The sequence below is a fragment of the Janthinobacterium sp. NFX145 genome (genome assembly GCF_049810325.1).
GTDB lineage: Bacteria > Pseudomonadota > Gammaproteobacteria > Burkholderiales > Burkholderiaceae_D > Janthinobacterium > Janthinobacterium rivuli.
The window spans coordinates 4,026,203-4,038,687 of record NZ_CP187360.1; the positions used below are offsets into that span (position 1 = coordinate 4,026,203).

Below are 12,485 nucleotides of genomic sequence, written 5' to 3' on the forward strand. Positions count from 1 at the left end.
CCCCGTTCTGCAACGCTGAAACGTCTTGCGTACTGTAATGTATCAACTGTGCCGCGCACGCTGCGCGGCCCGACAGATTCCTCACTCCGCATTACAGATAAGCGTCATCCATGAACGATTTCACCGCAGTCAGCCCAGGCATCCCTTCCACCCACGCCGACATCCTGTACGGCCCGCCGCGACCGGATCTGCTGCGCGAGGAAGTGCTGGCCGACCTGCTGGAAGCGACGGCCCGTCGCTGCCCGGAACAGATCGCCCTGATCGACGGCGCGCGCCGCATCACGTATGCGCAACTCGATGCGCGGGCGGGCCTGGCCGCATCGCGCCTGGTGGCGGCCGGCGTCAAGCCCGGCGACATCGTGGGACTGTGGCTGCCGCGCGGCGCCCATCTGCTGCTGATGCAGGCGGCCATTGCCAAGGCGGGCGCCGCCTGGCTGCCCGTCGATGAAGACACGCCCGTCGAACGCCTGCAGGTGTGCCTTGATGACGCGAATGGCTTTGGTGTCGTCAGCTGCGCGCAGTTCGCGCCGCGCCTGGCCGATGCCGGACTTGGGCGTCCCGTGTGGACGGCGGAAAGCCTGCTGGCCCCCGCCACGCCGGGCGAACTGCTGCCCGCGCGCGCCACCGTGCTGCCCGAACACCCGGCCTACGTGATCTATACGTCCGGCTCCACGGGCAAACCCAAGGGCATATTGATCAATCAGCGCAGCATCTGCCACTTCCTGCGCAGCGAAAACGCCGTGCTGGAAGTGACGCAAGCCGACACCGTCTACCAGGGCTTTTCCGTCGCCTTCGACATGTCGTTCGAGGAAATCTGGATCGCCTACCTGGTGGGCGCCACCCTGTGGCTGGGTCCCAAGGAGATTTCGGGCGACCCGGAAGCCTTGCCGCGCGCGCTGGCCGACAACAAGGTCACCGTTCTGCACGCCGTGCCGACCTTGCTGGCCCTGTTCGCCGAGGAAGTACCGAGCCTGCGCCTGATCAACCTGGGCGGCGAGATGTGCCCGGAATCGCTCGTCGAGCGCTGGTCGCGCCCGGGCCGCGCCATGTTCAACACCTATGGCCCCACGGAGGCGACCGTCTCGTGCAGCCTGGCGCGCCTGCGGCCCGGCGAACCGGTGACCATCGGTACGCCGCTGCCCAACTACGGCTTGCTGGTGCTGCAGGTGGCCGAGCCGGGAGAAAATCGTTCCTTGACTTTGCTGGCGCGCGGCGAGACGGGTGAGCTGTGCATCATCGGCCCCGGCCTGGCCGAGGGCTACCTGGGCCGGCCCGACCTGACGGTGGAAAAATTCCTGCCCAATCCCTGGAGCACGGGCCCCGACGATGCGCGCCTGTACCGCACGGGCGACCTGGCGCGCATCGATCTTGATGGCCAGGTGCTGTGCCTGGGCCGCGCCGACGACCAGGTCAAAATCCGCGGCTTCCGCGTGGAACTGGGCGAGATCGAAGCCGTGCTGGCGCAGCAACCGGGCGTGGGCACGGTGGCCGTCTTGCTGCGCAAGGATGACGGCATCGACCAGCTGGTGGCCTACATCGTCGACAGCGACGATGCGCCGGCCGATGCGCTGGGCACGAAAACCCTGCGCGCGGCCTTGAACCTGCACCTGCCGCCCTACATGGTGCCGGGCCGTTTTGAATTGCTGCCGCTGATGCCGCGCCTCACTTCCGGCAAGATCGACAGAAAAGCCTTGAAAGCCATGCCCCTGTCCGCACCGCCGGCCGGCGAGGCGGGCGAATCGGACGTGCCGGAAACGCCGGCCGAAGCGGCCCTGTTCGCGGCCCTGGCCAAGCTGTTCCCCGGCCAGGCGATCTTGCGCCAGCTGGACTTTTTCAGCGACCTCGGTGGCCATTCCTTCCTGGCCGCGCGCCTGGCGTCCGCCCTGCGCGCCGATCCGGCCTACGCCCACATGACGGTGCGCGACATTTACCAGAACCGCCAGATCGGCAAGATCGCCGCCGTACTGAATGAAGCGCCGGCGCTGGCCACGCCGGAAGCGGAGTGGACGCCGCCGTCGACCCTGAAACGCTGGCTGTGCGGCGCGGCGCAGGCGGCGGCCGTGCCGGGCCTGGTCACCCTGCGTATGGCGCAGTGGATGGCGCCGTTCTTTACGTACCACTTCTTCACGGGCGACACGGGCGACACCGTGCCGCGCGCCATCGCCGCCTCCATCGGCGTGTTTTTACTCGCGACCCTGGCCGAATTTGCCATCGCGATTGCCGGCAAGTGGCTGATCGCGGGGCGCTTGAAACCGGGCAGCTATCCGCTGTGGGGCGTTACCTATTACCGCTGGTGGCTGGCCGACCGCCTGGTCGAATCGGCGCCCGCCTACCTGCTCAGCGGCTCGTCGCTGAACAGCTGGTGGCTGCGCGCGCTGGGCGCCAAAGTGGGCAAGGAAGTCGTCATCGGCTCGATGACCCTGCGCGCGCCCGACCTGCTGTCCATCGGCGACAACGTCAGCGTGGGCAATGCCGTCAACTTTGAAAACGCCCGGGTCGAGCGGGGCCGTTTGCTGCTGGGCCGGATCAGCATCGGCGACGATGCCTGCATCAGTTCTTACGCGATCATGGAAGGCAATACCACAGTCGGCGCGTTTGGCCACCTGGAAGGTCAATCGGCGCTGGCCGATGGCGCGGCGGTGCCGGCTGGAAGAGTCTACACAGGTTCTCCCGCGCGCGACATTGGCGCGTTCGACCCTGCCAGCCAGCCGCCGCGCCCCGCCGTCTCCCGCCTGCGCCTGACGGGCGAAACCGCGTTCTTTTGCTTCGGCATGGTCCTCATCGCCGTGCTGTTCTTCATGCCCGTTTTCCCCAGCTTCGTGCTGATCGACTGGTTCGACGAGCGCGAAATGATGCCGTGGCTGCAGGGCCGCGACGTGACGACCCAGCTGGCCCGTTACTTCCTGCTGGCCTTCCCCGCCAGCGCCGTGCTGATCGTACTGACCGCCCTGCTGTCGGCCGCCATCCGCTGGGGCGCGCTGCCCCGATTAAAGCCGGGCAGCTCGCCCGTGCACAGCAATATCTATTGCGCCAAGTGGCTGGTCAGCCATATCCAGGAATCGAGCCTGAACGTCCTGCACGGCATTTACGCCACCGTGTACGCGCCGTATTGGTACCGCCTGCTGGGCGCCAAGGTGGGCAAGGGCGCCGAGATTTCCACGGCCCTGGGCGTGGTGCCCGACATGTTGACCCTGGGCGACGACACCTTCATCGCCGACGCCGTCATGCTGGGCGACGAGCAGATCGACGGCGGCTGGATGACCATGCGTCCCACCGTCGTCTCGCACCGCAGCTTCGTCGGCAACGGCAGCTACATCCCGGACGGCACGGTGCTGCCCGAGCACGTGCTGATCGGCGTGCACACGCATGCGCCGCGCAATGAGCAGATGCACAGCGGCGACACGTGGCTCGGCTCACCGCCCATGCATTTGCCCGCGCGCGAACAGGTCAGCGGCTTTGCCGAACACCTGACATTCAAGCCATCGCTGTTGCGCCGCCTGGGCCGCAGCCTGATCGAAGCGTTCCGCATCGTCGCGCCGCACGCCGTGGTGATCGCCGTCGGCTACACCCTGGTACTGGACGTGATGCCGATCGCGGGCGCGGGACGCTGGGGCGAAGTGGTGAGCGACCTGGCCATTGCCGGCCTGGCCTACGGCGTCGGCAATTTTTTGGTGGTCGTGCTGTTCAAGTGGCTGCTGCTGGGACGTTACCGCAAGCACGCGGCGCCCATGTGGACGCCGTTCGTGTGGATTTCGGAAGGCGTGACCAATCTGTACGAAGGCATCGCCGTGCCCAACTTCATGCGCTACCTGCGCGGCACGCCGTGGCTGCCGCTGGCCTTCCGACTGTTCGGCTGCAAGATCGGCCGCGGTGTCTACATGGACACGACGGACATCACGGAATTCGACTGCGTGCACATCGGCGACTACAGCGAATTGAACGCCCTCACCTGTCCGCAAACGCACTTGTTCGAGGACCGCGTGATGAAGATCGACCACGTGGAGATCGGCCAGCGCGTCTACATGGGGCCGCGCAGCTCCGTGCTGTACAGCGCCAAGGTGGGCGACAATGCGCGCCTGGGACCGTTGACCCTGGTGATGAAGGGCGAGCACATCCCCGCCGGCAGCAACTGGGCGGGCTGCCCGGCCGCGCCGCTGCGTAGCTGATGGATTCGACCGTGTTCTGGTCGACGGACGACGTACTAGTGATTGGCATTGTGCCGCCGCCGTCACGCATGGAAGCACGGGCGCAGCTTCGCCAGGCCGTACGCGAGGCGCTAGCCCAATGGCTGAAGCTGGACAGCGAAGCGATTTCGATGGAGTCAACGCCGGGCGCCCCTCCCCGCCTGCTGTTTCCCGGCGGCGTTGCGGGCCTGTCGTTCAGCCATGACGAGGGCATCTCGCTGGCCGCCATCGGCCTGCATGGCCCTGTCGGCATCGACGTGATGCGGGTACAGGACATCCCCGACTGGTTCAATCTGGCGCGCGATTATCTGGGGCCGCACGTGGCCGAAGCATTGAGCGCCTGCACCGATGCGCAGCGCCCATTGGCGCTGGCGCAAGCATGGACGGCGCGCGAGGCGGCGCTCAAGTGCGCGGGTTTACAATTGGCGGAGTGGGAGGGGGCAGCACCGGCTTGCCTCTCGCACGCCCTGCCCCTGCCTGCACCCTACGTCGCGACCCTGGCATATTAATCTTCTTTCCCTTTGCCGCTACCGCTACCGCCAATCTGGACGAAAATCAGTTTTACGATAATACTGACGAGCAATCCCAGCACCCCGATCAATTCCAGCATGGCCATTCCTTTGCAGTGACAGCAGACCAGGCCACTGTAACGCGAATGCCGGGGTCAGGCCAATATCAAATCAGGCAGTCTCCGATCTCGAAAAGGCATACGATTGATTTCCATCAGACAGTTCCGCTATTTTGTCGAAGTCGTCGATGCAGGCAGCTACTCGCGCGCGGCGGAAAAGCTGTACATCGCGCAGTCGGCCCTGAGCCGCCAGATCAAGGAGCTGGAAGGTGAAGTGCAGGCCCTGCTGCTGACGCGCGACTCTCGCCATATCGAACTCACGCCCGCGGGCCAGGTCTTTTATGAGCGGGCCAAGCGCATCCTCGACGACATCGAGGAAACCGTGCGCCAGACGCGCCACGTGGGACAAGGCGAGCAAGGCATCATCCGCCTGCTGCATTCGAGCTCCGTCACCCTCACGCCCGCCATTGGCGCCGTGCTGAACCGGCTGCTGGCGCAGTTCCCCGGCGTCTCGCTCGATGTATCGAAGGGATCGTCGGAAAACCAGGCTGCCGACATCGAGGAAGGCCGCGCCGACCTGGGCCTCGTGCGCCTACCCACCCTGCGCAAGCATGCCAATATCGTCGTGCGCGAACTGTTTGCGGAAAAGCTGGTGGTGGCCGTGTCAGCAATATCGCCGCTGGCCGCGCTGGAGCGTACGACGATAGCCGCGCTGCGCGACGAAGCCTTCGTCTCGATCCCGCACAAGGACAGGGGAGGCTTGAGCTACCTGGTGGCGGGCCTGTGCCTGGCGCAGGGCTTCTTTCCGAAGGCGGCGCGCGCCCTGTCGCGCAAGACCTCGCAACTGAACCTGATCGAGGCCAACATGGGCATCGCCATCGTCCCCGATAGCATGCGCCTGGTGGCGCCGCCCGGCGTGCATTTTATTGCGCTGCCGGACGAGGAATCGCATTCCGTCGTCGGCCTGATCTCGCCGCGCGCGGCCAGCGGCATGGTGGCCGCGTTTACGGAAGCGTTCGTGCGCGAGATGAATACACTCTAGCCTTCCGCATACAGCGCCGCGTCCACGTCGCGCACGGCAGCCATCAGCAAGGCCAGCTTCATGACATCGAGCTTGCCGTCCGTGCGCACGCGCGAGCACAGGTCGATGCCGTAGGGGCGCACCTGGCGCAACGCGTCGGCAACGTTGGTGTCGTCCAGCCCACCGGCGAGGAAAACGGGACGGGGACTGGCGCGCACGAAGCGCGCACTGATGGACCAGTCGTGCGTGCGGCCCGTGCCGCCCAGTTCCGGGACCAGCGCGCCAGGGCGGCCCGAATCGAGCAGGAAAGCGTGCACGTGGGGCGCGTAGGCGGGGATCAGGTCCAAAGCCTCGGGTCCTTCCACGTGGATCACCTGCACGCGCCGCACATGCGGCAGCATGTGCGCCAGTTCCTCGACTTCACGCGGGTCGATATGGCCGACGATCTGCACGGTGGACGGCTGCGTGGCGCGCACGTGTTCGGCGATGGCTTGCGCCGTCGTCTCGGACGTCAGCAGGAACGTGGCCACGGGCGGCGGCGTCCAGGCGGCGATCTGCGCGATGCGCGCGTCGGGAATCGGGCCGGGGCCGGACGGCATGGCCGCCACCAGGCCCAGCGCATCGGCGCCGGCGGCTATGGCCAGTTGCGCTTCGTCGATGGAAGCGATGCAGCAAATCTTGATGCGGGTTCTCATGGCCTTGCGTGTTCAAATGGGATGAGCAACATTACAACACAGGGCGGCGCGCGCGCCAAGACACGCGGTCAAGGCCGCGCCATGCCGCCGCAAACCCATCACCAGCACAGCAACGAGCAAGGGCAGACTCCTTGGCGTCTGATCGTCAGCCCGCGCCGATTGACAGGCGCCAGGTGGCGGACGATACTTGATTTATCCCGGATCGCCATTGGAAGCCGCACATGCGTATCGTCGACTTTGAAGTCCGCAAGGAGTGTCCGCCGCAGCTGTGCGACTGCGGGCGCGAGCGCCTGCTTGGCGATGCGCAGGCGGACCTGTCCATCCTGCGCCTGAACCTGACGGAAGAAAAGCGTTTGCTGGCGCACATCGAAGGCATCGCCACCCTTGCCCAGCTGCGGAAACTGCAACTGCTGTTGCAGAAAAACCTGGGTGTGGACCTGCAGATTGCACCGGGCAGCGGCGAAGTGCGCACCGTGCGCGGCTTCCAGATCCGCCTGCTGGAACGGCCCGGCCTGTGCCGCAAGACGCGCGCCGCCATTCCGGCCGCCGTGCGGCGCTGCCTGGCCGCGCATCCAGAGATCGCGTTTGCGATATTGAATGAAAACGATTTGCTCGGTGGGGTGTGAGCCGAGTAGGTCGGATTAGCGGGCACCGCGTAATCCGACACCATTGTTGGCGTATGTGCGAATGTCGGATTACGCTCCGCTAATCCGACCTACGCCGCCACGCTGGCGCGGATGGGAATGACCTTGCCCTTCGCTTCGCGCGCCCTTAACTGCCCGCAGCCGCCTTCCACGTCCTGCCCGGCCGAATCGCGCAATTTGGTCAGCACGCCGCGCGCGTGCAGGGCGGCGGCAATGGCGCGCGCCTTTTTCCAGCTGGGGCGCTTGAACGGCAAGTCGGCGATGGTGTTATACGGGATCATGTTCAGCACCGCGTACTTGCCCTGCAAGAGCGCGACGATGCCATCCATCTCGTCGTCGCCATCGTTGACGCCTTCCATCAGGGTCCACTGGTACTGCACCGGGTAGCCGGTCAGGCGCGCATATGATTCGCCGAAGTCCACCAGTTCGCGCGGAGTGAGCTTGGGCGCGCGCGGCAGCAGCTGTTCGCGCAACGCCGGCTTGGTCGTGTGCAAAGACAGGGCCAGCGCCGGCTTGACCCTGCCTTGCGGCAGGCGCTCGAAGGCGCGTGGGTCGCCCACGGTGGAAAACACGAGGTTCTTGTGGCCGATATTGCCCTCGGTGCCCAGCAGCTCGATCGCTTCCATCACATTGTTCAGGTTATGCGCCGGCTCGCCCATGCCCATGAAGACGACTTTTTTCACGGGACGCATGGTGCGCGCCAGTACCACCTGGGCGACAATTTCTCCGCTGGTGACTTGCCGGATCAAGCCGTCGCGGCCCGTCATGCAGAACTGGCAGCCGACGGCGCAACCGACCTGGCTCGATACGCACAAGCCGTCGCGCGGCAGCAGCACGCTTTCCACCGTCTGGCCATCGTGCAGGCCCACCAGCAGGCGCGCGGAACCGTCCGCGCCCGGGTGCGTGCTGAGCAATTTCAGCATGCCCTGCAACTCGAGGTCGAGCGCGGGCAAGGCCACGCGCACGGGCAGCGGCAAAAAGTCTTCGGCGCGGCGCCGGCCCTGGTCGTGCGGCTGGCCCTGGATCCAGTCGCGCAGCACGCGCTGTTCGTGCAGGGGCTTGGCGCCCAAGGCGCGCAGGCGCTGGCGGAGATGGTCGATTTGCATGGCGTCTGAATAAAAAAACGGCGCGCAGGAATGAAACCGGCGCGCCGTATGACAGGAATAGCGTTAGACTTTCTTGACGAATTCCGTCTTCAGGCTCATGGAACCGAAGCCGTCGATCTTGCAGTCGATATCGTGGTCGCTGTCGACCAGGCGGATGTTCTTGACCTTGGTGCCCATCTTGACGACACCGCCGCCGCCCTTCAATTTCAAGTCCTTGATGACGCTGACCGTGTCGCCGTCCTGCAGGATGTTGCCGGCCGAATCGCGGTACACCTTGGCGCCCTCTTCCACCGCTTCGCCGGCCGTGGCCGACCATTCATGCGCGCATTCAGGGCAGATCAACTGGCTGCCGTCTTCGTACGTGAATTCGGATTTGCATTGCGGGCATGGTGGTAATGTGCTCATTTTATTCTCTGTCTGGTGAACAGCGCGTGCTGTAAAAGCCGACATTATACTGCCTACGCCCCGCATCAGCGGGCTTGTTTCACCATCATTGTCAAGGCCGGCGAATAATCTCGATGGTGCTGTGGACGATTTCCTCGTGGATGCCGATGCGCGCGCGCAGCTCGGCGCCTGTCAGCGCGGGGTCGCGGCTGACGACGGACAGGGCGCACGAGTACAGCTGCTTGCCGACTCGCCACACGTGCAGGTCGACGATGCGCGGCGTGTCGCCGGCACTTGCCACTTCCACGGCCTCGCGGATTTCATCGACCACGGGGTGGTCCATCTCGCGGTCCAGCAAGACCTTGCCCGTTTCCTGCATCAGCTTTTTCGCCCACAGGGCCACCAGCACGGCGCCCGCGATGCCCATCACGGGATCGAGCCACTGCCAGCCGTAAGCCCAAGCGCCGCCCAGCGCGACGATGGCCAGCACGGACGTGGCGGCATCGGCCAGCACGTGGATGTACGCGGCCTTCATGTTCAGGTCTTCGCCATGGCCGTGGTGGTCGTGGTGACCGTGATGGTCATGGTGATCGTGGCCGTGGTCATGTTGGTGATCGTGATGCCCGCCGAGGATCAGCGCGCATACGAGGTTGACGGCCAGGCCGAAAGCCGCCACCGCCATCGCCTGCGGATAGTGGATGGGCTGCGGCGACAACAGGCGCTCGATCGAGGCCACGACCATCAGCACGGCCACGCCCAGCAGCAGGATGGCGCTCGTGTAGCCGGCCAGCACCTCGATCTTCCACGTGCCGAAGGCAAAGCGCGGGTCGCGCGCATAGCGACGTGCGGCCGCATACGCAAACGCGGCCAGGCCGATGGCCAGCGCGTGCGAGCTCATATGCCAGCCATCGGCCAGCAGGGCCATGGAGTTGTACCACCAGCCGGCGACAATTTCCAGCACCATGGTGGCCAGAGTGATCCACATGACGATGCGCGCACGGCGCTCGGCCTTGTCGCTGGCTGCGCCAAAGACGTGTTCGTGCTGCCAGGCGGAGAGGTCTTCCTTGATGAATGGCGTTTGCATGACGGTCTCCTTATTTGAGGTAGGTGCGCAGGATGCCCGCGATGTCGTCGGCGCCCCTGGCCCGCTCCTCGCCGGAGATATCGGGACTGGCCACGTGCTCGCGCAAGTGTTCTTCGATGACTTCGGCCATCAGACCATTGACGGCGCCGCGCACGGCGGCGATCAGCTGCAGCACCTCGCCGCAGTCGCGCCCCTCTTCCAGGCCCCGCTCCAGACCTTCCACCTGTCCCCGGATACGCTTTACGCGATTGAGCAGCTTAGTCTTGTTGTGCGCCGTGTGTCCCATGATTCACCCTCGATAAATACTATAGGGGGGTATACTATCAGAAACGGCTGTAGCCGCGTCAAGGCGCCGGCGCGATCTTTTGCAGCTTGCTGGCCAGCGAGGCGTCGGACAATTCGCCCAGGTGGGTGTCGATCAACCTCCCCTGCGCGTCGTAGAACAGGGTGGTGGGCAGGGCCGAGGAACCGGCCGCCTTGCCCAGCGCCGCCTCGCTGTCGAGCAGCACATTGCGCAGGGTTACGCCGCTCCGCTCCAGAAAAGCGCTGGCGGCAGCCGCATCCTCGCGCTGGTTCGCATACACGAAGACGATATCGTCGCGCGCCTGCTGCGCGGCGGCCAGCACGGGCATCTCGCGCCGGCATGGCGGGCACCAGCTGGCCCACAGGTTGACCACCATGGGCTTGCCGCCGGCCAGCGCCGCCAGGGTCACCGGCGCGCCGTCGAGCGCCTGCAACGCCACAGCCGGCAAGGCCGACGGCTTGTCGTACGCCAGCGAGATCCCTGCGCTCAGCACGCCCCAGGCCAGCGCGCCAGTAGCCACGCTGACAGCCAGCGGGCGGCGCATGGCCGCCATGGCGGGGCGCCGGCAGCGCCACGCGGCGATGGCCAGCGCGGCCGCGATGCCGGCCGGCGCGAGAAAACCGCCATCGCGGATATTGATGATGGACCAGGGCGCCACCAGATATTGTTCGTGCCAACGCAGGACGAACGCCAGGCGCGCCGCCAGCAGGCCGGCGATCAGCATGTCGGAAACGAGAGGACCGGCGTCCGGCTGTTGGCGATACCGCCTTAGCGACCACGCCACGCCATAGGCGACGCACAGGGAAATGATCAGCAGGACGAGGCCCGTGGGCAGGGCCAAGGGACCGATTTGCAGGGACAGCATGGGCGCTTTCAGGAACGTCGAGGGACGGCCATTGTGGCCCATGCGGATTAAGCAGGCGTTAAGCGGTGCGAAGGTCAGGTGAGCAGCGCTTCCTTGCGCACAAAATGCATGGCTTGCGGCTGGTCCACCAGCACGCACTGCTTGCCCGTGCGCTTGCAGTGGTCGTGCACGCGCCAGTAGGCGTCGTGGCTGACGCAGCCCGTCTGGCAAATCACCAGGTCGGCCGCCACCAGGCCCGCTTCCAGCGCCGCTACGTCGTCGGCGCCATCGTCACCGCCAGCATGGTGCAGGAAGCGCCCGCCGGCCTGCTCGATGGCTTGCTGCGCCACGTTGGCGCCGGCGGCCTGCTGGCCCGCATTCTGCTCCAGATAGCTGCCCACATACAGCACGGCTTTTTCGCGCACGTCGGCCTGCAATGCTGGCGCAGGCAGCCACTGCAGGCGCAGCAGCTCGCGCATCAGGTCCTGCACCCGCTCACCGAGCCACTCGACCCGGCGCGCCAGCCTTGCACGCGTCGGCAAGCCAGGCACGCTGGCCGCCAGTTCGGCCAGTGCATCGCGCGCCAGCGCCAGTTTTGTATCGCGGATCACGACCTGCGCCCGCGCGCGCATCAAGTCCGACTCCAGCTGCGCGATGCGGGCCGCCTGCGCAGCCAGCTGCGCACTGCAGCGCGCCTGCGCGCGGCCATATTCCCCCATCAGCACGCGATGCTCGCGCGCGATCATGTCCTCGTTGCCATACATGCTGCCCATCATGCCCTCCTTCACCGACCGTGGCGCCATGGCGCCAGCCCATCGCTACCCCATGGATCCGCATTATAAATGAGAATCATTATTATTTGTCCATGCGCGTGCGCGCAGTAGGGGTATGCGGTGGGCGCCAGCGTCACGCAGCCGGCGGGCAAGACAGCAGGCGCTTCCATACGTCGTCCTGCACCTCCCGCACATGCCGCAGGCCATCGGGGCCACGATAGATACCCAGCGTGTTCGGCCACGCCATATCGATGAACAACAGCCGCGCCGGATCGATCAGCAGGGACTGGCCCACATAGTTCCCCTTGATCTCGCCCTTGTTGACGGTCAGCAGGCGCGCGCCACCGGCAAGCACCCGCTCGTCCAGCGCCACGCCGCTGCGCTCGGCCACGTCGCGCAGCCAGCGTTCGCGCCAGCGCGCCTGCTCGCCGAACTGTCCCTTGGGCGGCCGGTCCAGCTTGACGATGGCCGCCACGGGCCCGTCTATCCCCGCCTGCAGCGAAAAGCCCAGGCGTTCCTGCAGTTCGACCGTGTAGGCCTCGCCCTTGACGTCGATCTGATAGCGCCCCACCCCGTCCTGTACCCGCAGGTCAGCCTGATGGTAGGAAGGTTTGACGCAATTGGCGTATTGACCGACGAGCACATCGAGAAACGGCGGCTCGACGGGGGATGTCGCCGCCATGGCGGGCGACAGGCTGGCACACAACATGGCGGCAGCCACGCATTGCATCGTATTCATTCTTGCTCCGGTTGTTGCACAATTTTTTCAATGGTGGAATTGGCAAGATCCGCACTCTACCTGATAGGGAGAAAACAGCCCACACGACATGGAAGGACAGGCCCCGGCGCACGATTCAATTGAATCGCGCTTGTTAAAT

General features: G+C 65.6%; 12 protein-coding genes. 4 read left to right on the forward strand and 8 right to left on the reverse strand.

The window, feature by feature from the left end; all coding sequences use genetic code 11:
- The first annotated feature begins 110 nt into the window (after positions 1-110).
- From ACPJXG_RS17970 to ACPJXG_RS17980, 3 genes are all read left to right on the forward strand, one after another.
- Complete coding sequence (locus ACPJXG_RS17970) at positions 111-4,166, forward strand: Pls/PosA family non-ribosomal peptide synthetase (RefSeq protein WP_425251890.1); 4,056 nt, start codon at positions 111-113, stop codon at positions 4,164-4,166.
- Positions 4,166-4,693 carry a 4'-phosphopantetheinyl transferase family protein gene (locus tag ACPJXG_RS17975; RefSeq protein ID WP_425251891.1) on the forward strand — a complete coding sequence of 176 codons (528 nt, stop codon included), beginning with the start codon at positions 4,166-4,168 and terminating at the stop codon, positions 4,691-4,693. The genes ACPJXG_RS17970 and ACPJXG_RS17975 overlap by 1 nt, the downstream gene beginning before the upstream one ends.
- 204 nt (positions 4,694-4,897) lie before the next feature.
- Positions 4,898-5,794 (forward strand): LysR family transcriptional regulator, encoded by an 897-nt coding sequence (locus ACPJXG_RS17980; protein WP_425251892.1) that lies wholly within the window; start codon positions 4,898-4,900, stop codon positions 5,792-5,794.
- Here ACPJXG_RS17980 and ACPJXG_RS17985 read toward each other — a convergent pair.
- Positions 5,791-6,468, reverse strand: coding sequence for a phosphoribosylanthranilate isomerase (locus ACPJXG_RS17985; protein WP_425251893.1), 678 nt, complete (start codon positions 6,466-6,468; stop codon positions 5,791-5,793). The two genes, ACPJXG_RS17980 and ACPJXG_RS17985, sit on opposite strands and share 4 nt — an antisense overlap.
- Positions 6,469-6,689: 221 nt before the next feature.
- Here ACPJXG_RS17985 and ACPJXG_RS17990 point away from each other — a divergent pair, with 221 nt between their 5' ends.
- Positions 6,690-7,094, forward strand: a complete 405-nt coding sequence (locus ACPJXG_RS17990) for a hypothetical protein (protein ID WP_425251894.1) — start codon at positions 6,690-6,692, stop codon at positions 7,092-7,094.
- 89 nt (positions 7,095-7,183) lie between these two features.
- Here ACPJXG_RS17990 and ACPJXG_RS17995 read toward each other — a convergent pair whose 3' ends face one another.
- The 7 genes from ACPJXG_RS17995 to ACPJXG_RS18025 form a co-directional block, all read right to left on the reverse strand.
- Positions 7,184-8,218, reverse strand: a complete 1,035-nt coding sequence (locus tag ACPJXG_RS17995) for an RNA methyltransferase (protein WP_425251895.1) — start codon at positions 8,216-8,218, stop codon at positions 7,184-7,186.
- A 63-nt stretch (positions 8,219-8,281) separates the two neighbouring features.
- Complete coding sequence (locus tag ACPJXG_RS18000) at positions 8,282-8,623, reverse strand: zinc ribbon domain-containing protein YjdM (RefSeq protein WP_034756972.1); 342 nt, start codon at positions 8,621-8,623, stop codon at positions 8,282-8,284.
- A 91-nt stretch (positions 8,624-8,714) separates the two neighbouring features.
- On the reverse strand, positions 8,715-9,686 hold the full coding sequence (gene dmeF, locus ACPJXG_RS18005) for a CDF family Co(II)/Ni(II) efflux transporter DmeF (protein WP_425251896.1): 972 nt from the start codon (positions 9,684-9,686) through the stop codon (positions 8,715-8,717).
- Positions 9,687-9,696: 10 nt separating this feature from the next.
- Positions 9,697-9,972 (reverse strand): metal/formaldehyde-sensitive transcriptional repressor, encoded by a 276-nt coding sequence (locus ACPJXG_RS18010; protein WP_034756961.1) that lies wholly within the window; start codon positions 9,970-9,972, stop codon positions 9,697-9,699.
- A gap of 58 nt (positions 9,973-10,030) precedes the next feature.
- On the reverse strand, positions 10,031-10,855 hold the full coding sequence (locus ACPJXG_RS18015; RefSeq protein ID WP_425251897.1) for a redoxin family protein: 825 nt from the start codon (positions 10,853-10,855) through the stop codon (positions 10,031-10,033).
- A 74-nt stretch (positions 10,856-10,929) separates the two neighbouring features.
- Positions 10,930-11,466 (reverse strand): DUF2325 domain-containing protein, encoded by a 537-nt coding sequence (locus ACPJXG_RS18020; protein WP_425254764.1) that lies wholly within the window; start codon positions 11,464-11,466, stop codon positions 10,930-10,932.
- A gap of 274 nt (positions 11,467-11,740) precedes the next feature.
- On the reverse strand, positions 11,741-12,346 hold the full coding sequence (locus ACPJXG_RS18025) for a hypothetical protein (RefSeq protein ID WP_425251898.1): 606 nt from the start codon (positions 12,344-12,346) through the stop codon (positions 11,741-11,743).
- Between the last annotated feature and the right edge of the window lie 139 nt (positions 12,347-12,485).